Here is a 25,046-nt window from a genome sequence, read left to right as displayed (position 1 = left end):
CTCTATGTTAACTTAATTGCTACTTTTCAGCAGGCATATTGGGGACTGTCGGCCAATACGGATTTTGATACAACGGAGATTCCGTGCCGCCGCCCGTTATATCGAAATGCTGAATGTTGATCGGAGTCAGATAATGTGCCATCGCCCATTTATATCCATCCTTCGCCAGCGAATTAGCCAATTTTTCATATGGACGAATATATTTGCTGACATCCGGAGAAGACATATTTGATTTTGGATTATCAAGACCGTACACGATCAAAGACTGATTTGTCGTCGGGTCGATATACCAATTCTGCATACTTCCCCAGATCTTCATTCCTTCGATATGATAAGGCGTACTGATCATCTGATCCATGGATCTCCAACGACGCAGATCCATATAGCGTAGTCCTTCGGCCATCAATTCACACCGACGTTCACGGCGGATATTATATAATGTCGGATTAACCAATTGTCCGGCAGAATATGCACCCCAGTCGTTTAATGCTTCCTTCGAAACATCTGTTGCGGCAATAGTTTTATTGAAATCCGGATCGACTAATGCACGTTCACGGATAACTCTCCAATACCCTTGTGCGACAGCATCCAATGTTCCATGCAATTCATAATAAGCTTCCATATAATTCAACATGGCTTCCACTCCACGGAAAGTGATGGATCCGGTATAATTAGTACCATTGCCACATTGCTTCTGATCGAAGCTACCCCCCTTACGCAACGCATAACCGGTAGAATATGCCTTCGCTGCGTCACCAGCCAAAACATTCGGAACAGTCTCGATAGGCTCGGCATGAGTACCCTCTACAGCTTCATATAAGATATTTTTCTGTCCCGGTTCTTTCAGGAAGATTGTCAAACGGGAATCACGGTCTTTACGGACATCGGCAATTGTTTCATCGCCATGATAGCCGCTGCCGGGTGCATAAATAGGCAGACCATTAGCCATCAGGAACCCTTCGACCATGCCTCGAGTCACACCAACCCCATAATCACCACGCTGGGCACCTACGACCACGCAATGGACAATCCCCAGTCCTTGGTTATATTGACGCCATAACATGACTTCCGGATAAGTTGACATATCCTCTGCCGAAAACATATCCATATAAGGATTGGCAGGTTCCGAAGCATCCTGCTGTACCTTGCCCGTATTTTCAACCAACGTAATTCCGTCGGCAACCTGTTTGGCTGCATCGACTGCTAAATTCAGAAAATACTCGATCTCTTTGTCGATATCGCCCGAAGGATACTGATAATTTGCATTATAGGATTTTGCTTTTCCAGGCCATTCGGGTCCGTTCGGGACAAAAGCCGTATTTTTAAAGTATTTCAGCCAAGTACCTTCGAACAAAGCAACGCGAGACTTGACCAGCAAAGCAACTTCTTTAGATATACGAGTTCTCTTTCCTGAACTGTTACCCATCAGCATAATAGCGGAATCCAAATCGGATATTATAAACCGAGCCACCTCATTGCGCGGAGCACGCTGGCTTGCGGCTATCAGGGGTTCCATCTGGTCCGGCAATGTATTACGCACAATCGGGAAATCGCCATAAGTCTGATAACGCTTGAAGTACTCATAAGCACGCAAGAAATAAATTTCCCCGATATACTGGTTTATATTTGCAGCATTACCGACAATAGTCTTTCCCAAAACATTTTCAAGGAAATAATTGCAACTATAGATGAACTTGAATTTGTAGGGATCATCATCAGTCTTCTGGCTCTGCAAAGTCTTCCATTGTCCCGGCAAAAAGCGGTTGTTATAATTCACATAAGCCTGATTATCCGTATGCTGGTCGTCTCCGAACGTACCGTAACTCCAGTTCCCATGTGAAGGCAAAACATCTTTATACAAACCATTTGCATAAGCCTCCAGCTGTGACTCTTCGTTCAGATAGTTCTCCGGTGAAATAGTGGACATCGGAGTCTGGTCCAAATAGTCGTTGCAGGAGCAAAACAAGCCCAATATAGCGACACCTGCAATCTGTTTTAATATATTTATCTGTTTCATCATTATTCCTAATTTATAAAGTTACACTCAAACCAAAAGAAACTGTTTTAGACAAAGGATAAGCATTACCATTCTTATCCTTTCCACCACTAACCGTTTCAGGATCAAACATATTAGCCAAAGAAGTACCCGTCCACAGGTTTTCACCAGAGATGAAGAAACGGACCTTATTCAGATAAATTTTATTTGTCAATGTTGAAGGCAATGTATATCCCAATTGAACGTTTTTCAGACGGATATAAGCCGCATTTTGCAAATAACGAGTCTGTTTTTGCGTGTTTTTAGAATCGTCAAAAACAGGACGCGGATAATAAGAATCCGTATTTACCGCCAAATCATTGGAAGCTTCGGCCCTGAAATAGTCCGCATGTTCTACGAATCCGGTTGAGTGCCAGATGCCCGTACCGCCGACTCCCCAGAAGTAAGCGCTACCTTGCCAGTAATCACGCTTCATCACACCCTGGAAGAAAGCACGAATGTCGAAACCTTTCCAATCGGCATTCAAATCCAAACCGAACTGAAAACGAGGCATGTCGTTACCGATCACCTTCATATCACCATGATCATCCAGTTTATTGCCACCGTTATCAATCTTGCCATCTCCATTCAGATCCTTGTACATGATGTCACCGGCTCCCCAGTTCGAACCCGAACCGATCGCATTCTGTCCGCCGTTAGGTAATGTCGCGAGATGTTGGTTCATTTCATCCTGAGTTTTTGCAATACCGATCGTTTCATATCCCCAAATCTCACCCATCTTACGCCCGGCATTATATTTGTCCAGTGTACCTGTCGGGTTCGGATAACGTGTAATTTCCGTCTGTGCATCGGATAAAATAAACTTCACACCATACCCTAAACCATTTTTCAACCGGTCCTGCCAAGAAATATTCAAGTCGAAACCATAAGTCTTCAAGTCGGTATTATTCGTTTTCGGGACATCCAATCCTAAAATAGCAGGAAGTTCGGGAGCCGGTCCAACCATATTCAATGTTTTACGGGAATAATAATCGAAAGAACCGGTCAAACGATTGTTCAAAGCTCCAAAATCAAAACCGATATTCCAGTTACGGACACGCTCCCATCCCAGTGTGGAACTGATCAAGGCCGGTACAGTCGCAATATTCGGCTTCGCATTATTCTGCAACCAATCGCCACCACTTGCCGTTACTTTCAAGACGCGGTAAGTAGGATACCATTCTGTTGTATTCTGGTTACCCAGTTCACCGTATGAGCCACGTAGTTTCAGTGTTCCGACATATTCAGCCCAATCATTCCAGAAGCTTTCGCGTGCAATATTCCAACCCACGGAAAAAGAGGGGAACCAATTCCATCGCTGATCTTCACGGAAACGGGAAGTTCCGTCATAACGCAGGTTTACTTCAGCCAGATAGCGTCCCTGATAATCATAGTTGATACGTCCGAAGAAACCGGCCGTTGTCCAACGGTAACGAGAACCGTTGACAGAAGGTGTCACCAACCCGCCGTTATAATTTAAACCGCTTGTAATATCTACTTCCGGCAAGGAAGGGACAATGATACCATCACGTTGCAGACCGAACTTTGTCTGTGACATACGTTCACTCTGGAAACCGACCATTCCTTTAAAATTATGACCGGAATCCATGTTATAGGTATATTCGGTATAAGCATTGATATTCATATAATTCTCCTTCAAATAATCCTCATGGACATTCGATCCGGTATCATAAATCACAGGATTTCCATCCACATCGTGATTATATGTATATTGTGCATCCCAATGACGGTTTTCAGATCTGATACGATAATTAAAATCTACATGCGTAATCCAGTTCTTGATCGGTTCCAAAATCAAAGTCGCCTGCTGATATAAGTTATCTGCTTGCGTTTTGTCACGTCCACCATCCCGTAACCCCAATGCCGGAGAAGGAGAAGAATACAAATATCCGTTCTCATCATACAATGGCAGCGTAGGCCATCCTTGACGAGCCAGATTATAATACAAATCGTCTGTCAAATCTGCCGGACGGGCAAAATCAGTACGTGTAAAACGAGTACTGTAGCTCAACTTAGCCCAATCGGTCATCGTCATATTAATCTTACCTGTCGCGGTATAACGGTCATACGTATCCTCGTTAAATTTCATCAAACCATTTTGATCCAAATAGTTTAAAGACGCGTAATAACTGATCTTTTCGGCACCGCCGCTTATACTGAAATTATGCTCCTGTGAAAAAGCCCAACTACGATATAAGGCGTCATACCAGTCTGTGTTGGCATTACCTTCGTTATACCCGTCCGCCCAATATTTTCCATTCGCAGGAATAGGACTTGTTATCTTTCCTGTCTGATAGTCTTTAATACGCTGCAAATGCTCAGCATCGAAATGCGGGTTCTGCCCTGCATTGATAGCCGCATCATTATAATAAGTGGCAAACGTATAAGAATCCATCTGGTTAGGAGTTTTCACCGGATCATTCCAACGGAAACTATTATTATAGTTAATCACCGGTTTACCAGACTTACCGCTCTTGGTTGTAACCAAAATCACACCGAACGGAGCTCGAGAACCATAAATGGAAGAGGCTGCCGCATCCTTCAGTACTGAAATATTCTCAATGTCCTGAGGATTGATCGTATTGATATCTCCTTCCATTCCATCGATCAATATTAACGGTCCACCGGAAGAGCCTTCGCCAATAGTTGCCGTACCACGAATATTGATATCCGCAGTCTTATCAAGAGCACCACCGGAAGATGATATTTGCAAGCCCGGTACCAATCCTTGCAAGGCTTGTGTTGCGTTCTGTACAGGACGGGATTCCAACGCTTCCGAATTGACTGTTCCGACAGCACCTGTCAAATTAACTTTTTTCTGAGTACCGAAACCGACGACAACAACTTCATCCAATTTTTGAGTATCTTCTGCTAATTTAACACGAAGAGAAGATTGTCCGGTAAAGGGGATTTCCTGAGTCGTGTAACCGATGAAAGAAATCACGATGATATCCCCTTTTTTTACACCTTCCAATGTAAAATTACCATCCATGTCGGTCATAATGCCATTGGTGGTTCCTTTTACAATCACAGACGCTCCGGCAACAGGTCCGAAATCATCTTCTACAATACCTGAACATTTTCCACTCTGTTGGGAAATGTTCGTGCTTTCTCCGACTATAGTCGGTTCGGCCCAAGCGCTTTTAGGGAAAGAAAACGCTCCAGCCAACAAGATTAAGCTGATAGGTCTGATTCTTTTAAACATAATTTGTGTTTTATTAAATTGAAAGTATTACTATGATCTTCATAATAACTTCTTTAATGAAATAAGCAGGTTCATCACGTCTTTGCGTTTTGTGTTCAAAATGATATTAGTTCTAAAAGAACTCTGGTATTTTTTGCCTTGATACGCTTCAATCTTATATTAGTAAGATTTTGAATATTAGCATATTGCGATGATTGCAGATCTATTATGTGATAATTACTTAAAATGCATACGTCTTTTTAATTTACTTTTGTTGACAAATTAACTGCAGTTCGACCCTGTTTTTTTATTTATCTATTTTTATGAAGCCACGTATTTTCGATAGAGATATTATATTGATAAACAGGGAAATATCCGTATAAGCTCAAAAGGACAGAATGTTAAAAAAGAGACTTCTACGTATTATTTTAAGAAAAATAACAGTGTAACTGAAAAATTTTATATCTTTGACACCGATATGAAATGAGCGGAGTTCTTTTAGAACTAAATACAAACACAGATAAACACTATACGCAAAAGCTAAAAAACTCTAACGTTTTGTATACATGATGTAGAAAAGCGATAACAAGCGCCATTTTTTTAATTAAAAGAGCATTCTTTCAATTAAATATAAGACACAAATTATGTTGAAAAATTTTAAACCTATCAGCTTAATCTTGCTGGCAGGTGCCACTTGTTTCCCTGCAAGTATATTTGCAGAAACAATGCCAGCCAAGCAAAGCATGAACATTTCCCAGCAAAGCGGGAAAGTTACGGGCACTGTGGAAGATGATCTGGGCCCCGTTGCCGGAGCATCAGTCGTAGTGAAAGGAACAACCAATGGAAACATCACCGACATGGATGGTAATTTCACATTGGAAGGTGTAAAAAATGGAGATATTATTCAGATCTCTTTCATTGGTTACACTACTCAGGAGATCAAATATACCGGACAATCCACTCTTCAAATCAAATTAGCGGAAGACACCCAGAAATTGGAAGAAGTCGTAGTCGTTGGTTATGGTGTACAAAAGAAGGTAAACCTGACCGGTGCCGTAGGGATCGCAGACGGCGATGTTTTGGAAGACCGCCCGATCGGTAACATCGCGCAAGGTTTACAAGGTGTTGTACCCAACTTGAACATCGACTTTGCCAGCGGTGATCCGACAGCAAGCACCACATTTAATATTCGTGGTACGACGTCCTTGAACGGTGGTTCAGCCTTATTGCTGGTTGACGGTGTGGAAACAGAAGATTTATCATTGCTTAACCCGCAGGATATCGAAAGTGTATCCGTATTGAAAGATGCAGCATCCGCATCTATTTACGGTGCACGTGCAGCATTCGGTGTAGTATTGATCACGACAAAAAAAGGGAAAAAGGCACAAAAGGTTCAGGTTAATTACAACAACAACCTCTCCTGGTCAAAAGCCTCCCGCCTGCCGGACGGCATTTCTTCTGACAAATGGCTGAGAACCATGAACGTAGCCGGTAAAAACTCAAATGCGATGACATGGTCTGATGAATTGATCAACGCAGTCGATGCCTACATAGCAGGCACAGGCCCTTCTTCTTTCCCGGCAACAGACGGGCAAATCACAGCAGTCGGTGAATGGGCTTATGCCGGTAATACAGACTGGTTTGAAGAGATGTACCAGCCTTCATTCATGCAACAGCATAATGCAAGCATCAGCGGAGGTTCTGAAAAGAGCACTTACTACGGTTCTATCGGCTACAAAGGGCAGGACGGCCTTTTACGTCACGGAACAGACGAATACAGACGTATCAACATGACGTTCAACTATTCTACCCAAGTTACCAAATGGTTGGAACTGACTTTCCGTACGAAATACAACCGCAATACATCCAATACTCCGGACGTCAAAGATTACATGGGTGAATCCGCCCACTATGAAGTCTACCGTTCAATGCCTTGGGTTCCGATGTACACAGCCAATGGCGACTGGGCCGGTATCGGAGGTAGCGGATTCAACTACAACTATGTAGGCCGTATGGCTCTTGCAGGACGAGACAAAATGAATTCGGACGATATGTGGTACACTGCAGCATTTAACCTTACCCCGATTGCAGGTTTATCCATCAAGGGTGATTATACAGGCAACAAGTATTACGAAAATCAGACAAACAACGTTAAGACTCTCTATCAAACCAATCCTGACGGAAGCCAAAGCTCGGTTGCCGGAAGTCCGAACAAGATGACAGAGGCAAGATATAACACAACATATCAGGCACTCAACATCTATGCCGATTACAAAAAGTCATTCAACGATGTACACAATTTCGGCCTAATGGTCGGTTACAACCAGGAAAGCAAAAAGACAAATAACCTGTCCGTGATGACACAAAGCCTGTTCAACAACGACAAGCCTATCATCGACCTTGCCAATACATCCCGTCTACCGACTTTCTCCGGAACGATCTGGGCTGTACAAGGTGCATTCTTCCGTTTGAATTACGACTATAAGCAACGTTACCTGCTTGAAGTGAACGGTCGTTATGACGGTTCGTCCAAATATGCAAGCGGAGACCGCTGGGGATTCTTCCCTTCCGTATCGGCCGGTTGGCGTATCTCCGAAGAACCGTTCTTCGAACCGGCGCGTAACCTCTTCGACAATTTGAAGTTGAGAGCTTCTTATGGTGGCTTGGGCAACCAAGTGACGGACGGGAACTTCCAATACCTGAGTTATCTGAACAGTAAAACATTAAGTTACCTGATTAACGGACAAATGGCCGGTGCTCTGACAGCTCCGACATTGGCAAGTTCGAACATCACATGGGAAAAAGTTTACACGACCAATGTCGGTTTAGACTGGACTATGCTGAACGGACGCTTGACAGGGTCATTCGACTATTACATCCGCGACACGAAAGACATGGTAGTACGCCGTACATATCCGGCCGTATTAGGAACAACCGGAGGTAAGGAAAATCTTGCCGACATGCGTACGAAAGGTATGGAATTGTCCATCACCTGGAATGATAATATCGAGAATGTAGCCGGCAGCCCATTGAACTATTCCATTGGTGTCGGTATCTCCGATAACACATCCGAGATCACCCGCTATGACAACCCGACAATGAGTTTGAACGAAACTTACTACAAAGGCATGAAGATAGGTGAAATCTGGGGATATGAGACAGAAGGTTTCATCCAAAATGCTGCCGAAGCCGCAGAAATGGCAGATCGCCAGTCATTCATTTCTACGACCTGGATTCCGGGTGACATCAAATATGCCGACCTGAATGGTGACGGTAAGATCAATCAGGGTAATAATCGCGTCGGCGACTCCGGTGACCGCAAAATCATCGGTAACAATACTCCGCGTTATAACTTCAACCTCAATTTAGGCGGCTCATGGAAAGGATTCGACCTTCGTCTCTTCTTCCAGGGAACTATGAAACGCGACATTTGGTTGGACAGCCCGATCTTCTGGGGATACGATGGCGTATGGTCATCCTGCCTGAACGACTACCATGTTGACAACTCTTGGTCTGAAACCAACACAAATGCTTATTATCCTGTACCTTTATTCAATAACAGAAGCAAAAAAGTGCAAACCAAATATCTCCAGAACGGCGCTTACATCCGTTTGAAAGATGTGACGTTAAGTTATACAATCCCGAAAACATTGACCAGCCGAATCGGTATCCAGCAACTGAAAGTATATGTCAGCGGCCAAAATCTTTGGGAAGCAACCGGATTGTATAAATATCTGGATCCGGACGTTGTCGGAAGCCGTAACACTTCAACGACAAAGAACGGCAGCACCACAACAGTCGGAAGTTTGGCAACAGAAGCCGGCGGACGTGTTTATCCGTTTACCCGCTCCTATTCATTCGGTATTAATGTAACATTTTAAAAAACAAAGAACATGAAAAAGTCAATTATATCACTGTGTGGCTTGCTGTTCTTCGCAGCACAAAGTTGTGACGTACTGGATAAAGATCCTGTCGAATTCGTCAGTACGGAAGAAACTTTCGCAAACGCCACCGAAGAAACGCTGCAATCCTATTGCAACAACTTATATCCCGACTTGCTCAGCGGACATGGAGCCTTCAACGGATACAGTTTCGGAATGCTGGAAGGAGATTTCCAATCAGACAATATTCTGCCGTGGAGTCCTAACAGCGTAGCATTCAGCCAACATTCAATTTCCACAAAAGATGACCAGTGGAAATGGGAAATCATTCGTGCCTGCAATGCATACCTTGAATATTATGAGCTTGCTCCGGTTGCCGAAAGCATCAAACAACACTATGCCGGTGAAGTTCTATTTTTCAAATGTATGGATTATTTCAACAAAGTGCGCCGTTTCGGTGATGTACCTTGGTATGACCATGTTCTGATTCCCGGTGATGAAGACTTGTATAAGGCACGGGATTCGCGTACGGTTGTTATGGCCAACGTATTGAAAGACATCAACCAAGCCATCGCTTGGCTGCCGACCAAAGCAACAACAGGCGTCAGTCGCGTCAGCAAAGATGCCGCTTTGGCATTGAAAGCTCGCATGTGCTTGTTTGAAGGGACTTACCGCCGTTACCACAACATCGAGGGAGACACGGAATTCCTGCAAGCCGCTTACGACGCTGCCGGCGAACTGATGAAACCGGAATACGGCTATTCTCTGTTCCAAGGTTCCAGCCCCAGCCAGGCATACCACGAGTTATTCATCCAGGCTGATTATGAAAATAACCCGGAAATCATTCTTTCACGTGAATACGACCCGGCACTGGGCGGAGCAAACAACGTTTCCCGCATGATAGGCGTAGGTGAAACTCCTATCGGATTCAGCCGTGACGCTGTCGAAGATTACCTATGCGCAAAAACAGGAAAACCGATCACACTTTGCGGATGCGAAGGCCATACGACCCATACGACGCTGGTAGCCGAACTCAACAACCGCGACCCGCGCCTGCTTCAGACTGTCGACTCTCCGGAAGCGGGAGAACATAGCTATCTGCTGAATGGCAAACGTGCAGGTATCAGCTCTCTGCTGCCGGGACTTTACAATTCATCCACCGGTTATGCAGTTGCTAAATTCTTCAATCCGGCGGAATACTCGACTGTCCACCATCAGGGCACGCTCGATGCTCCTTTGTTCCGTTACGCAGAAATCTTGCTGATTCGTGCCGAAGCCGGTGCCGAATTGGGCTTAGATCCGGAATTGAACAAAACGGTCAATGCCTTGCGCGACCGTGTTGGTTTCACTCATCATTTGACAGCCAATCCTGAACAGGACCCGAAATTGGTGAAAGAATATCCGACTATCAAAGGTTCGAATGCAAACCTGATCCGTGAAATCCGTCGTGAACGCCGTGTAGAACTGATGGCCGAAGGTTATCGCTATTCAGACTTGATGCGTTGGGCTTGCGGTCTGCGCCTGAACGAACCGAAATTAGGTATTATCCCAGATAAAGCGACAAACAGCGACGATCCGACAGCCTACACGGAAGAAGAGTATAAGACTCTTGAAACCCAATTAGGTTTTGTCAATGGAGCACTTGATATTTACACCAAGCGCGTAACCAATCCGGTTCCGAATTTCATCGAACCTAAAAACTATCTGTTCTCTATTCCGACAGATGAAATCGGTTTGAATCCGAATCTGGTACAGAATCCGGGGTGGGAACTATAAGACCATTTCCATACTGAATATTTCCGGAAGGCCCATCCTTCTGTTGTGAAGAATGGGCCTTCTTTGTTGGTGGATTACACCTCCCTAATCAGGTTTTTCAAAGTCTGCCTTCACACCTTATAAACAATTTATATACAACGATTTGTCGTAAACCCTGTGAACTTGGAACCGTTTTTTTAAGTCCGGCTCTCCCAAGTTCACAGGGTTCACAGCAATCAGCAGACATATAACAGAAGACTACCACCTTTTTCTAAACGAATAACGACTCTTTTCACAACCGGAAAGCATCGTCGATCACGTCAATAGTCTTTCTCATTCGCCAGATTCCACATATTCAGAAAAGAGGCTTTTGTTATGTCGACAATCTTATCCCAGTTGATCTTTTCCACATGGTCGCCCGGCATATGATAGTCAGGATGGCCGTCCGTATGATACCAGATGACCGGGATATCCAGGAGAGCGAACGAAGCGTTATCGCTCCCTCCTACCGGTTTATCCCACGGACGATAATCAGGTGCTAAATCCAAGCCATATTTCTTGATATCGTTTTTCAGCCAGTCGCCAAACACAGGATGCGCTTCCGTATAGAAATAAACGACATGCGTCGGTCTGGACTCGTCATTATTACGGCCTATCATGTCATAATTCAGATATCCTTTCACCTTATCCATCTCCGGGAATGTCTGCACGAAATATTTGGAGCCTAACAAACCTTTCTCTTCGCCATCCCAGAAAGCGAAAATAACGGTCCGCTCCGGTCGGACACCTGTAGCTAAAAACGCCTTAGCGACCTGCAGGACAGCCGAAACCCCCGAAGCATTGTCGTCGGCCCCGTTATAGATCCCGTCGCTGTCCAGCATCGGGTCAAAGCCGAGATGATCGTAATGGGCGCCGATAATCACATATTCGTTCGGGTTCTTACCCTCGATCTTTCCCAGGATGTTGTTCATCGACAGCTTTTGGTGGACACCTTGTTTCAGCTTCGCGACCGAATCCGGATGGACCTGGAAACGGCCTTTCTTCTGCCGTTCCTTATTATAGGCCTCGAAAGGTTGGTAATAGGATTCGAACAGAGGCTCGATCCCCATCGTTTTCAAATTAGATACAATATATTCACCGGCAATACGCCCACCACGGAAACCGGCTTCACGACCTTCCAGAGCATCGCTTGCCAGAAAGCCGATATAGGCCTCGGCATTTGCCTTGTTAATGACATCCAGCCCTTTCTTTTCGGGCGACTCGGCCCACAACGCAGCACTTAGTGCAATAGAGACTAAGAATAATCCCGTTTTTCTCATTTCGATATTGTGTTTTACAGATTATAGTTTTTCTTATCCGGACAAAGATAAATAAAAAAAGGCCAAACTCCGCTATCACATAAGCGTCGAATGCCTCCTACATTTATCTCTCACCCGTCTTTCTAAAGACTACGGTGAAGAGACTACATCTACAAAATTATTTACTGTTTACTACTCAATTTTTAGAGCTTTCGCTCATTTGGCTCATCAATCTGCGGATCTCAGCATTTACTCGCTGACACATTGAACCATTTCCTACTGACTGATAACGATCAGCCTGATAACGCAACATCGCTAAAGTACGCATACTTTTTTCGTTTTCTCTCATCATCATAATTTTACTCATTTAAGTTCTCCACGCTTGGAGAACGATTAATAATAACTAAACCTAAACTTTCTTTTTCTTTTTGTTTACAGTGCAAAGATAAGTATTTTATTCGAATTTATGCTGTAAAACATACATAATATTTGTCATTTAACCACATTTAGGTTTTGATTAAATACTTTTTGCCTCGATTTATCTAAACGACAGTAGTCAATTCTCCTGTAGTCGAGTCGATTACAAAGCCCCGGACCGTTATGTCTTTCGGAATCAGCGGATGTTTTTGTACTTGGGCCACTGTTTCGCGAACGGAACCTTCCGGAGTGTCGAATCCGCGCAACCACGATTTGAAATCAATACCGCAGTAACGCATCATATCGATATGTTCCGAAGGAATGCCTCGCTTTTTCATCACCTCGATCATCTGTTCGCTGTCCATATGCTTGGCACCGCAATCGGTATGACCGATAATCATGACTTCCTCCACTCCTAATTCGTAAATGGCAACCAGCAGACTCCGGATCACACTTCCGAAAGGATGGGAAATAATCGCCCCTGCATTCTTGATGATCTTGACATCACCGTTCTTTATGCCCAAAGCTGCCGGCAGCAACTCCGTAAGGCGCGTATCCATACAAGACACAATCGCAATTTTCTTATCAGGATATTTATTGGTGATAAACCGTTCGTATCCTTTATTCTTTACAAATTCACGATTAAATTTCAATAACTCGTCTATCATGCCCTATCTATTTATATATGTAACAGTTCAAAATCAAATAATGTTGAAATGTTTCAACGCATTGTATACGCCGTTCTCGTCGACAGAAGTCGTCACATAACCGGCTGCACTCATCACATCTTCGGCCGCATTTCCCATAGCGACCCCGATCCCTACATGGCCAAGCATCTGGATATCATTGCCACCATCGCCAAAAGCCATACATTCGTCCAGACCGATATGGAAATGTTCGAGCATCTTGTCAATCCCGACCCGTTTACTGCTACCAAGCGGCACGACATCCGTGAAAAGAGGATTCCACCGCGTGGACTCACAATGGGACAAGACCTTCATAATACGTTTCTCCTGCTCTGCCGTAAAAAAAGCGATCAACTGGTAGACCGTCTTTCCATAGATATCCTCGATCGGACGGATGGGAGGAGCCGGAAAGTCCAACAGATGAAATACATCGTTTACCGCTTTATCCGTATAGTTCATGAAAATCTCGTCTTCCTGCACGAAGGCACAAGGGAACTCGCCTTCCTTTTCCTGGTAACGCACCAAGGCTTCGATATCCTTATCGGGAATGCTGTGCTTATAAATCACATCGTTCTTTCCGGCAAACACATAGCCGCCATTCAAAGTCACATAACCATCGAACTCAAGATCGCCCAGATTGTTAATCGAACGGCGATGGCGACCGGTTGCTATAAATATTTTTATTCCTTTCTTCTTCAACAACTCGATCGCATGAAGGGTGGATTTCGGGACAACATGTGTTTTAAAGCTGACCAATGTTCCATCGATATCAAAAAATACTGCTTTAATCATAACCTGAACTCATTACCTTTTAAAACCTCAACAAAGGTAAGAATAATTACGGATTTCCAAAGATCATATAAAATTTGTATATTTGGACGCTGAAACATTTTATTTGCAAACATGAAAGCACATCTCTACTTATCGACAATACTATTCATATCCGTTCCATCCGTCTTTGCACAGGAAGTCGAAAAAGAAACCGTCCCCGGACAAGAGCCGACTCTGGTCGAACGACTTACGGGAGGAAAAAAAGTGATTGAAAGCGCAGAAATGAATTTCCAACTTTTTACTTCGGCGAACGCGAATTTCACCGGTTCCGATTTCGACGGCATGAACTTCAAGCTGAATCGTGTCCGGTTGGAAATAAAAGGGGATGTATGGAAAAACCTTTCCTATCATTACCGGCAGTCGTTCAATAAATATTCGGACCCTTATTCGCTGGACAACCTTTCGTCCTCGCTCGAACTGGCTTATGTCAACCTGAAAGTACATGACAAGTTCGGTTTTACGATCGGTAAACAGTTTGTCAATTTCGGAGGATACGAATATTTTGTCAATTCGATAAAAGTCCGTGAGTTCAGCGAGTTCAACAACCTGCTGACCTGCTATCAGGCAGGTATTTCAGGCAACTGGCAGATCAATCCGGACCATGAACTTTGTTTCCAGATCGTGAACAACCGAAGCGGACAAGATGATGAAATCTATGCGACCGGATTGCCGGAGAACACACGGGAAGCTAAAGTACCTTTCATGTACACGGTAAACTGGAACAGCTACTATTTCGACCGTGTCCTGCAACTCCGCTACGCCGCTTCCGTGGGACAACAGACCCAAAAACGTTATTCTTATTACTTCACCTGCGGCAACACGATCGAGAAAGGGCCTCTGCTGACCTATCTGGACATCATGTACACCCGGCAAGGATTGGACCAGCACGGCGTTATCAGCCGCCTGCCGGAGACAGCCCGGACCGCCTGCAACACCGAGTATCTATCGGTCATCGCCGATGTCGACTACCGGATTCACCCGCGCTGGAATGTCTACGTGAAAGGCGCTTATGAAACCGGAAGGGTCTACAAGGCGAACGGGCCGTTCGCCAAAGGCATGTACCGCCGTTCCTGGAATGCACAAAGCAGCCTCGAATTTTTCCCGATCAAGAACAGCGATCTTTTCATCTTCCTTCTTTACACATATCGCGGAGTGAAGCTCGAAAAAGCGGCCTTGGATATGGGAGCAATCGATCCCGACACGCACCGTATCTCGTTGGGACTGGTCTATTCGATTCCGGTATTTTAGGTTGTTTCTAAATTACAATAAATAGACATCATTTATATCCAGTTTGAATTGCAGACCGAGAAACTCAGCAGCTTTCCTGCAAAGTAGCATCCGGCCGGTAAAAATCTCGAAATAGTCCATCACGGCACAGATTTCGGTGTTGATTTTCAAATCGAGGGTAATCGTCTTCAAGTCCGGTTCCAGAATGACTTCCGACTTCTCGGCTGCATAATTAACCCGATCATGGATATCGAAATTAATCGTGGAACGGTTACGGACACGGCTACGGCGTACATCCGTCTTATCAGCGATTATCAAAGCGGCAGCAACGGCATTTACGGCAGCAGCCGTCTGTTCGTCATGGTTTCCGATAGCAGTAATGACGGCTGCCACATCTTCAGGCGGCATCCCCATCTTATCCAGAATACGAAAAGCCATCATAGCCCCGCTTTGGGCGTGGTCGATGCGGTTCACCACATTGCCTATATCGTGCATGAAACCGGCAATACGAGCCAATTCCACCTCATGCGCATCATATCCTAACTTCTCCAATAAATCCCCTGCGACTTTCGCCACCTTCGTGCAATGGGCAAAACTATGCTCCGTGTAGCCGATTGCTTTCAACGACTCGTCCGCTTGTTTGATATAAGTCCGGATCTCTTCGGAATTGCGGACCTCTTCATATGTTACATTCATATTTTTATCTTTACTCTATATACATCAATTAAACACAAGCATATTCCATTTTGTTCTGCCGGAAAACCAGAAGAGCATGAATTTCATGTTTCAAAAGCCTTTTACCGAGCTTTTTAGGAAGAATAAAAAAGCGGAATCCCATCACGAGACTCCGCTTTCTGTTTTATCCGGGTGAAAAAGGATTTCCACCCTTAGATGATCAAAATCAAATTATTCTTCTACGCTCCAATTTTCAGCAGCCATACGTTTGTAGCTACGCAGACGCCATTTGGCGTTTTCTTCAGCGGCAGCAAACAATTCGGCAGCTTCAGCCGGATACTGTTTTGCAACAGATGCGAAACGAACTTCACCTTTCAGGAAGTCCTGGAACTTGCTCCAATCCGGTTCTTTGGAATCCAGCGTGAACGGGTTCTTGCCTTCAGCTTCCAGAGCAGGATTGTAGCGCCACAAGTGCCAGTAACCACATGCAACAGCTTCTTTTTCTTCAGCCTGAGATTTACCCATACCTTTCTTCAAACCGTGGTTGATACAAGGAGCATAAGCGATAATCAAAGAAGGACCGTCATAAGCTTCAGCTTCGCGGATAGCCTTCAAGGTCTGGGCCTGGTCGGCACCCATAGCGATCTGGGCTACATAAACGTAGCCGTAAGTCGTAGCCATCATACCCAGGTCTTTCTTACGGACTCTCTTACCGGCAGCAGCAAACTTGGCGATTGCACCGACCGGAGTAGCCTTAGAAGACTGACCACCTGTGTTTGAATAAACTTCAGTGTCCAGAACCAAGATATTCACGTTCTTACCGGAAGCGATCACATGGTCCAGACCACCGTAACCGATATCGTAAGAAGCACCGTCACCACCGATAATCCACTGTGAACGTTTTACCAGGAAGTGGGACAATTCCTTGATCTGAGCGCAAACCGGACAACCGGCAGCGATACCTTCTTCAACGAAAGCAAGGATCTGAGGAGCCAATTCCTTTGTCTTATCGGCATCGTTTTGGTTGGCAACCCATGCAGCAGCAGCTTCCTTAGCTTCAGCAGGAGCATGTTCGCCGGCAGCGAGCTGGTTCATCAAACCTGTCAAACGTGCACGCATCTTTTCATTAGCCAGTTCCATACCCAGACCGAATTCACAGAAGTCTTCGAACAGAGAGTTAGCCCATGCAGGACCTTCACCCTTTTCGTTCGTCGTGTAAGGAGTAGAAGGAACAGAACCTGAATAGATAGAAGAACATCCCGTAGCGTTAGCAACCATTTCACGGTCACCGAACAATTGGGAAATCAGTTTTACATACGGAGTTTCACCACAACCGGAACAAGCACCGGAGAACTCGAACAACGGAGTAGCGAACTGAGAATTCTTCACGTTAGACTTGATGTCTACCAGACTCTGCTTAGAGCTTACGTTAGCCACACAGTATGTCCAGTTGTCAGCTTCAGCCAACTGGCCTTCCAGCGGAGCCATAGACAACGCCTTGTTGCCCTTGAATCCCGGACAGATATCGGCACAGTTACCGCAGCCCAGACAGTCGAGGACGTCAACCTGCATACGGAACTTCATGCCCTTCATAGTAGCCGGAGCTTTCACATCCAACATCGGGAAGTTTGCACCCTTCTGTTCTTCGTCATTCAGAACGAACGGACGGATAGAAGCATGAGGACAAACATAAGCACACTGGTTACACTGGATACAATTTGCCTCATTCCAAACCGGAACAAATGCAGCGACACCACGTTTTTCATATTTTGCAGTACCCTGATGCCATGTACCGTCTTCGATCCCCTTGAAAGCAGAAACCTTCAACAGGTCGCCATCCTGTGCATTGATAGGACGAACCACTTCGTTGATGAATGCAGGATCGTTGTTTACAACCACTTCATCATCCGGCAGGTTAGCCCATGCAGGATCGACAGTCAACTGGTTGTATTCGCCACCACGGTCAACGGCAGCATAGTTCTTGTTTACAACATCTTCACCCTTCTTGCCATAAGACTTCACGATGAATTTCTTCATCTGTTCGATAGCCAGATCAACAGGAATTACACCTGTGATACGGAAGAATGCAGACTGCAGGATGGTATTGGTACGGTTACCCAAACCGATTTCCAATGCGATCTGTGTAGCGTTGATATAATAAACCGTAATATTTTTCTGAGCGAAATAACGTTTTACACGGTTAGGCAGGTGTTTTGCCAATTCTTCGCCATTCCATACTGTGTTCAGCAAGAATGTACCGTTCTCACGCAAACCGCGAGTCACATCGTACATACGCAGGTAAGCCTGAACGTGGCAAGCTACGAAGTTCGGAGTGTTTACCAAATAGGTAGAACGGATCGGATGATCACCGAAGCGCAGGTGAGAACAAGTGAAACCGCCGGATTTCTTAGAGTCGTAAGAGAAATAAGCCTGGCAATATTTATTTGTATTGTCACCGATGATCTTGACAGAGTTCTTGTTGGCACCGACAGTACCGTCTGCGCCCAAACCGTAGAACTTAGCTTCGAACATGCCTTCGCCACCCAATGCGATTTCCTCTTTCTGAGGCAGGGATGTGAAGGTTACGTCATCCACGATACCGATCGTGAACTGGTTCTTCGGCATCGGCAATGCCAGGTTTTCATATACGGAAAGAATCTGGGCAGGCGTTGTATCTTTGGATCCCAGACCATAACGGCCACCTACGATGACCGGAGCATCTTCCTGTCCATAGAAACAGTCTTTTACATCCAGATACAGAGGTTCGCCTACTGCACCCGGTTCTTTTGTACGGTCCAAAACGGCAATACGCTTAGCAGTCTTAGGAACAGCAGCCAGGAAGTGTTTGGCCGAGAACGGACGATACAAATGAACGGAAACCAAACCAACTTTTTCACCCTTAGCCGTCAAATGGTCGATAGCTTCGCGTGCAGCTTCCGTTACAGAACCCATTGCAATGATGACACGTTCTGCATCTTCTGCTCCGTAATAATCGAACAAACCGTATTTGCGGCCTGTGATCTTGGAGATTTCGTTCATATATTCTTCTACGATAGCAGGAACTGCATCATAGTAAGAGTTGCTTGATTCTCTGTGCTGGAAGAAGTGATCCGGGTTTTCAGCCATACCGCGTGCAACCGGAGTTTTCGGGTTCAAGGCGCGTGCGCGGAATTCGGCCAGCGCCTTCTGGTCGATCAGCGGAGCCAGGTCTTCATTTTCCAATGCTTCGATCTTCTGGATTTCGTGAGATGTACGGAAACCGTCGAAGAAGTTCATGAACGGAACGCGGGATTTGATCGTAGCCAAGTGGGCAACACCGGCCAAATCCATCACTTCCTGTACAGAACCTTCAGCCAACATGGCGAAACCGGTCTGACGGGCAGACATTACGTCCTGATGGTCACCGAAGATACACAGTGCATGAGAAGCCAATGTACGGGCAGATACATGGAATACGCAAGGCAGCAATTCACCTGCGATCTTGTACATGTTCGGGATCATCAGCAACAAACCCTGAGAAGCCGTGTAAGTCGTAGTCAGTGCACCAGCCTGCAATGAACCGTGAACTGCACCGGCAGCACCGCCTTCAGATTGCATTTCCTGCACCATTACAGTTTCGCCGAAAATATTCTTACGTCCGGCAGCAGCCCATTCATCTACATATTCTGCCATTGTAGATGACGGAGTGATGGGGTAAATCGCAGCAACTTCACTGAACATATAGGAGATATGTGCAGCAGCCTGGTTACCATCACAGGTTAAAAATTTCTTCTGTTTTGTCATAGACTCTTACTATTAGTATTTAAAAAGATTTCAATATAAAAAGCCGAAAAGCCAAAGCGGAATCATGTTGTCCTCTCCCACTTCGACCTTATCGATTGCATAATACAGATCAGGATTGTTCTTCACTTTCATGTTTTCTTCAATCCTGAAGTTATACATTCCATTGACCAGGAAATGTGCGTTCTTCCCCCCCTCATTCAATTTATTGTCCTTCAGGAGCTGGTTGTAAAAGAATGATTCGCGGACAGACTGCATATTCACTTCCATCGGCCGGATAGGATACATCAGATTGGAGTTGTACATATATACTTTAGACGGTTTCTTGGGGAACGCCTCTCCCACCGGATAAAGCATATTCATCAAACGAGCATCGGCCAGATATTTGATATAGTTCATCACGGTGGCCCGCGAAGTCTCTATATCTTTGCTCAACTGGCTCACGTTGGGCGTACAAGGGGCGCTTGTCGCCAACAGGTAAAGCAGCTTGCGCAGTTTCGGCAGATAGCTCTGTTCGATTTGTTTTATGTATAACACGTCTACTTCCAACATCATATTCATGGTCTTCAACAGATTCTCCGAGAAATTGCGTTTCTCCAGAAAGAAGGGATAGAAACCATGATGCAGATAGTCCTGAAAGTATGCCATCGGTTTTCCCACCGAGCAGATACCTTTCGCGATCTCCTGATGGCCCGCCAATATTTCTTCAAATGTATAAGCCGGGAAACGGTTTCCGGACATCAGATTAAAAAATTCCCGAAATGAAAAACCTCGCAGGTTATACGAAACCACCTTGCCCGACAGGTCGGGATTCTCCTCTTTCAACCGCATGACGGAAGAACCCGAAAAGATGATCTTCAAGTCAGTGAAGTTATCGTAACAATAGCGGAGTTCTTTCGACCATCCCGAATATTTGAACACTTGATCGATCAGCAGCACTTTTCCCCCTTTTGCCCTGAACTCAGAAGCAAAATCGACCAATGTACGTTCCGTAAAATAAAAATGATTCAGATTTATGTAAAGACACTCCTTATTGTCCGCGCCAAAATGCTCACGGGCATAATCCAGCAGAAAAGTCGTCTTTCCCACTCCGCGAGAACCCTTAATGCCGATCAACCGGTCATTCCAGTCGATCTCATCCATCAGTCCTCTGCGAACCGGCGAATACAAGTGTTCTACCAGGTATTTATGTGTTTTAAAGAATGCTTCCACCTATATTTATTGCTATATCGGTGGCAAAGTTAGAAAATATTCTATGTTTTGCAATACCGAGATAGCAATTTTATTTATAGTTGATAATTTAAAGTTGGCAGTTGTCATATCAAATGTTTACATTCGCCTTTACAATTGCCAACTTCACAAAGATCCGGATTACTCGATTACCGTTACCCATCCATAGGTGTCGGGTTCATCGCCATACTGGATAGCACGCAGTTTATTGTATAGCTTTTCACAAACAGGACCCGGCTTGCCGTCTTTTGCTATCACATAAGATTTATCGATATCCAAGTCGTCGATCTGTGAAATCGGAGCGATAACTGCGGCTGTTCCGCATTCGGCAGCTTCGTCGAATGTCGCGATCTCTTCGACCGGAACAGGACGGCGTTCTACCGTCAGGCCCATGTCGGTTGCCAACTGCTGCAAACTCTTGTTCGTGATGGAAGGCAGGATAGAATGGGATTGCGGAGTGATATAGCTGTTACCACGGATTCCGAAGAAGTTGGCCGGACCGCATTCGTCCAGATATTTCTTTTCTTTCGGATCCAGATATAAGACAGCGGCATAGCCCAACTCATGAGCCTTTTCGCCCGCAACGAGGCTGGCGGCATAGTTACCACCGACCTTGATCGTACCGGTTCCCTGAGGGGCGGCACGGTCGTAATCGCGCATGATACATACTTTGGAGGGTTTGAAACCTCCCTTGAAGTACGGTCCCACCGGCGTTACAAACACCATGAACATATATTCGGGAGCCGGCTTCACACCCACCTGGGCGCCCAAACCGATCATCAACGGACGGATATATAAAGCAGCCCCGCTTTCATAAGGCGGCACAAAACGTTCGTTCAGTTTTACGACCTTGCGGACAGCTTCTTCAAACTTCTCAACGGGCAGCTCGGCCATTTTGATACCACGGCTGGAAGATTGCATACGTTTGCCGTTCTCATCCATACGGAACACACGGATCTTGCCGTCCTTCCCTTTGAACGCCTTCAATCCTTCAAACGACTCCTGTCCGTAATGCAAACATGTGGCAGCCATATGAATATTGATGATCTCGGAAGAACTTACTTCCAGTTCGCCCCATTTACCGTCCCGATAGTAACACCTTACATTATAGTCTGTCTTCATATAACCGAATGACAGATCAGACCAATTAATATTTTCCATCTCTTATCGTAATTAGATTATTGACAGGCAAAGGTATTAATAAAAAATGAAAAACAGCAGCCGCCGCCTTATTTAATCCTGCAGGAAAATAATCGCGCAGGTTGTCGCGGTATGCGTGTCATGCGCCAAGTATATTGCCACATTTCCACCTTATTGTATTTCATGCCACAAAAACCATTGGTCCAAATCGAAACTACTACCCCATATAATTCGATTTTCTACCCCATATAATCCGAATTACCCGCAAGGGTAATATTTTTTAATAAACGGTCATTTTCACACAAGATTAAATATCAACAACTTACAACAAATCACATTTCAAGGGGGGGGGATATTGTATTTTTCAACCTCCTTGCCATCCGGTAAAACCGGTAAATTTCTTTTCTCCATAATAAAGAAGAACAACATGGAATTCAAGGCAATATTCGAATAAACAAAGCAAAGTGACAAACTTTACTGTTTTTTTATGTACATTTGTCACCCGAAATAAAAACAATAGCATGAAAGTAATCGATCTGATCAACAGCAGCAAGAACACCGCTTTCTCATTTGAAATACTTCCTCCCTTGAAAGGGAACAGCATACAGAAAGTATATAACGTGATAGACAAACTGGTCGAGTTCGATCCCAAATACATTAATATAACGTCTCATCATAGCGAATATATCTATAAGACCTTGCCGGACGGCAGCTTCCAGAAGGTAAACATCCGCAAACGTCCCGGATCGGTCGCCATCGCTTCGGCCATCCAGAATAAATATGGCGTGACGGCTGTTCCTCATATTATATGTAAAGGATTTACAAAGGATGAAACGGAATATGCACTGATCGACCTGAACTTTTTAGGTGTTTACGACCTGTTGTTGCTCCGCGGGGATGTAAAAACGCTGGAAGCCGGACAAAAAACGGACATATACCACGAACATGCGACCGACCTCCAGCAGCAGGTGAATGACTTCAACAAAGGCATCGCCATAGACGGTTCCACTTTCGAAGCCAATGAAACCCCGTTCTCCTACGGAATGGCTTGCTATCCGGAAAAGCATGAAGAGGCGCCCAATATGGAATCGGATATTTTCTATCTGAAAGAGAAGGTAAAAAACGGGGCGGACTACTTAGTGACACAGATGTTTTTCGACAACGAGAAATATTATGCATTCGTAGACCGTTGCCGGGCGGAAGGCATTACGGTCCCCATCATTCCGGGTATCAAACCGATCGTATTCAAGAACCAGCTTACCGTGCTGCCCAAGATATTCCGTTCGGACATCCCCGAACCGTTTGCAACGGAACTTCGCAAATGCAAGACGGACGATGAAGCTAAAGCCGTGGGTGTCGAATGGTGCATCCAGCAATGCAAAGACCTGATCGCACACGGCGTTCCGAGCCTGCACTTCTATACGATGATGGCATCGGATAGCGTTTACAAGGTGGCAAAAGAGGTGTATTAAACACGAAAATTTCATTTCATGGGCATGAAACTATATTTTCCTGCCCATGAAACTATGTTTCCATGCCGAAGAAACTATATTTCAAGCAATCGTAATCTCCCCGATCAGCGAACAATTCAGATGTTCCTTTACCTCATCCGGCGTCATACCGTGCCCGAACAGGAACATCAACTTGGCAACCGCACATTCGGTCGTGCTGTCGTAACCGCTCACCACGCCGGCTTGCAACAATTTGCGGCCGGTTTCATAGCGGTGCATTTCCACACTTCCGGCAAGGCATTGGGTAACATTGACAATGACGATCCCTCGTTCGACCGCATCCTTCAACATTTCCAACAACCAGTCATATCCGGGCGCATTCCCGCTACCGAATGTTTCCATCACGACGCCTTTCAAGCCGGGGATATTCAATATGCTTTCCACGACCAGAGGGGAAATTCCGGGAAATATTTTCAGGATAGCAATATTCCGGTCCAACAGGTAATGCGGTTTCAGCGGTTTCCTGGATACCGGATGGTAAATCTGGGGGATATCATACTTAATCGAAATGCCGGCATGTGCCAGCGGGGGATAATTATAGGAACGGAACGCATTGAAATTATCCGCATTCGTCTTGCTGGTACGGTTGCCGCGCAACAGGTCGTTCTCAAAGAAAATACAGACTTCAGGAACCAGCGGCATGTCGTTTTCACGGGCAGCGGCAATCTCTATCGCCGTAATCAGGTTTTCCTTTCCATCCGTACGAAGCATGCCGATCGGAAGCTGTGAACCGGTCAGGATCACCGGCTTGCTCAGGTTTTCCAGCATAAAGCTCAAAGCGGAAGCGGTAAATGCCATCGTATCGGTCCCATGCAGAACGACAAAACCGTCGTAATCATGATAGTGCTCCGCAATGACATGCACGATCTTCATCCATGAATCCGGTCCCATCTCCGATGAATCCATCGGCGGGTCGAACTGGATAGACGATATTTTATATCCGAGATTTTTCAGTTCGGGGACATGCTCCTCCAAATGTTCGAAGTTAAAGGCCTCCAAAGAACCTGTCTCAGGATTTTCTATCATACCGATAGTGCCTCCCGTATATATAATCAGAATAGAAGCGTCTTCCTTGCATACATTCATAATACAATCCGTATTTATGTGATTTCCTTTTTTACGGCGCAAAGATAATAACTATCATTTTGAAATCAAATACCAAGATAAGATAATTTAAATTTATCCAAAAGCCACCACAATAAGAATATATACAAGTAAAAACATTACATTTTGTCAACCGCACAACAAAAATGAAAAAAAGTTTGTTATTGGATAGGGGTTTTTACAAGTATCTTAGTCTTATCGACGGAAGAATAAATTTTACGAAGATGAAATACATACTGTTTATCGCAATGGATTTGGCGTTATATCCTTT

15 protein-coding genes are annotated in these 25,046 nt (G+C 45.0%); 4 read left to right on the top strand and 11 right to left on the bottom strand.

What is annotated here, in order from left to right; genetic code table 11:
- Positions 1-19 precede the first annotated feature (19 nt).
- Both RDN79_RS13260 and RDN79_RS13255 read right to left on the bottom strand, forming a co-directional pair.
- Positions 20-2,017, bottom strand: a complete 1,998-nt coding sequence (locus RDN79_RS13260; RefSeq protein WP_298552935.1) for a RagB/SusD family nutrient uptake outer membrane protein — start codon at positions 2,015-2,017, stop codon at positions 20-22.
- Positions 2,018-2,030: 13 nt separating this feature from the next.
- The gene (locus tag RDN79_RS13255; protein ID WP_298552927.1) at positions 2,031-5,261 is read right to left on the bottom strand and encodes a TonB-dependent receptor; all 3,231 of its coding nucleotides are present in this window, start codon (positions 5,259-5,261) and stop codon (positions 2,031-2,033) included.
- 623 nt (positions 5,262-5,884) lie between these two features.
- Here RDN79_RS13255 and RDN79_RS13250 point away from each other — a divergent pair.
- Positions 5,885-9,121: a TonB-dependent receptor gene (locus RDN79_RS13250; RefSeq protein WP_298552925.1), complete on the top strand. Its 3,237-nt coding sequence runs from the start codon at positions 5,885-5,887 to the stop codon at positions 9,119-9,121.
- Between the two features lie 12 nt (positions 9,122-9,133).
- Positions 9,134-10,897, top strand: a complete 1,764-nt coding sequence (locus RDN79_RS13245) for a RagB/SusD family nutrient uptake outer membrane protein (protein ID WP_298552924.1) — start codon at positions 9,134-9,136, stop codon at positions 10,895-10,897.
- A gap of 299 nt (positions 10,898-11,196) precedes the next feature.
- Here RDN79_RS13245 and RDN79_RS13240 read toward each other — a convergent pair whose 3' ends face one another.
- The 4 genes from RDN79_RS13240 to RDN79_RS13225 all read right to left on the bottom strand — a co-directional run bounded on the left by RDN79_RS13240 (position 11,197) and on the right by RDN79_RS13225 (position 14,069).
- Positions 11,197-12,195 (bottom strand): M28 family metallopeptidase, encoded by a 999-nt coding sequence (locus RDN79_RS13240; RefSeq protein ID WP_298552923.1) that lies wholly within the window; start codon positions 12,193-12,195, stop codon positions 11,197-11,199.
- A 175-nt stretch (positions 12,196-12,370) separates the two neighbouring features.
- Positions 12,371-12,529 (bottom strand): hypothetical protein, encoded by a 159-nt coding sequence (locus RDN79_RS13235; protein ID WP_008157311.1) that lies wholly within the window; start codon positions 12,527-12,529, stop codon positions 12,371-12,373.
- 187 nt (positions 12,530-12,716) lie between these two features.
- A complete protein-coding gene (locus tag RDN79_RS13230) occupies positions 12,717-13,259 on the bottom strand; it encodes a carbonic anhydrase (protein ID WP_298552922.1) in 543 nt (180 codons plus the stop codon).
- A gap of 33 nt (positions 13,260-13,292) precedes the next feature.
- Complete coding sequence (locus RDN79_RS13225) at positions 13,293-14,069, bottom strand: Cof-type HAD-IIB family hydrolase (RefSeq protein ID WP_298552921.1); 777 nt, start codon at positions 14,067-14,069, stop codon at positions 13,293-13,295.
- Positions 14,070-14,180: 111 nt separating this feature from the next.
- On the opposite strand from RDN79_RS13225, the gene RDN79_RS13220 reads away from it, so the two are divergent.
- The gene (locus RDN79_RS13220) at positions 14,181-15,356 is read left to right on the top strand and encodes a porin (protein ID WP_298552920.1); all 1,176 of its coding nucleotides are present in this window, start codon (positions 14,181-14,183) and stop codon (positions 15,354-15,356) included.
- Between the two features lie 12 nt (positions 15,357-15,368).
- On the opposite strand, the gene RDN79_RS13215 is transcribed toward RDN79_RS13220, so the two are convergent.
- From RDN79_RS13215 to RDN79_RS13200, 4 genes are all read right to left on the bottom strand, one after another.
- Entirely contained in the window at positions 15,369-16,031 is a 663-nt protein-coding gene (locus RDN79_RS13215) for an HD domain-containing protein (protein WP_298552918.1), read from the bottom strand.
- A 210-nt stretch (positions 16,032-16,241) separates the two neighbouring features.
- Positions 16,242-19,793, bottom strand: coding sequence for a pyruvate:ferredoxin (flavodoxin) oxidoreductase (gene nifJ / locus RDN79_RS13210; protein WP_298552917.1), 3,552 nt, complete (start codon positions 19,791-19,793; stop codon positions 16,242-16,244).
- A gap of 30 nt (positions 19,794-19,823) precedes the next feature.
- Positions 19,824-21,002, bottom strand: a complete 1,179-nt coding sequence (locus RDN79_RS13205) for an ATP-binding protein (protein ID WP_298552916.1) — start codon at positions 21,000-21,002, stop codon at positions 19,824-19,826.
- 159 nt (positions 21,003-21,161) lie between these two features.
- A complete protein-coding gene (locus RDN79_RS13200) occupies positions 21,162-22,181 on the bottom strand; it encodes a branched-chain amino acid aminotransferase (RefSeq protein WP_298552915.1) in 1,020 nt (339 codons plus the stop codon).
- 500 nt (positions 22,182-22,681) lie between these two features.
- Here RDN79_RS13200 and metF point away from each other — a divergent pair, with 500 nt between their 5' ends.
- On the top strand, positions 22,682-23,632 hold the full coding sequence (metF, locus tag RDN79_RS13195; protein ID WP_298552914.1) for a methylenetetrahydrofolate reductase [NAD(P)H]: 951 nt from the start codon (positions 22,682-22,684) through the stop codon (positions 23,630-23,632).
- An 81-nt stretch (positions 23,633-23,713) separates the two neighbouring features.
- Here metF and RDN79_RS13190 read toward each other — a convergent pair whose 3' ends face one another.
- Complete coding sequence (locus RDN79_RS13190; RefSeq protein WP_298552913.1) at positions 23,714-24,757, bottom strand: asparaginase; 1,044 nt, start codon at positions 24,755-24,757, stop codon at positions 23,714-23,716.
- Between the last annotated feature and the right edge of the window lie 289 nt (positions 24,758-25,046).

Origin of the sequence: uncultured Parabacteroides sp., assembly GCF_902493135.1 — a bacterium.
GTDB lineage: Bacteria > Bacteroidota > Bacteroidia > Bacteroidales > Tannerellaceae > Parabacteroides.
The sequence above is the reverse complement of the archived record's forward strand: the minus strand, read 5'-3'. Positions and strand labels throughout refer to the sequence as shown.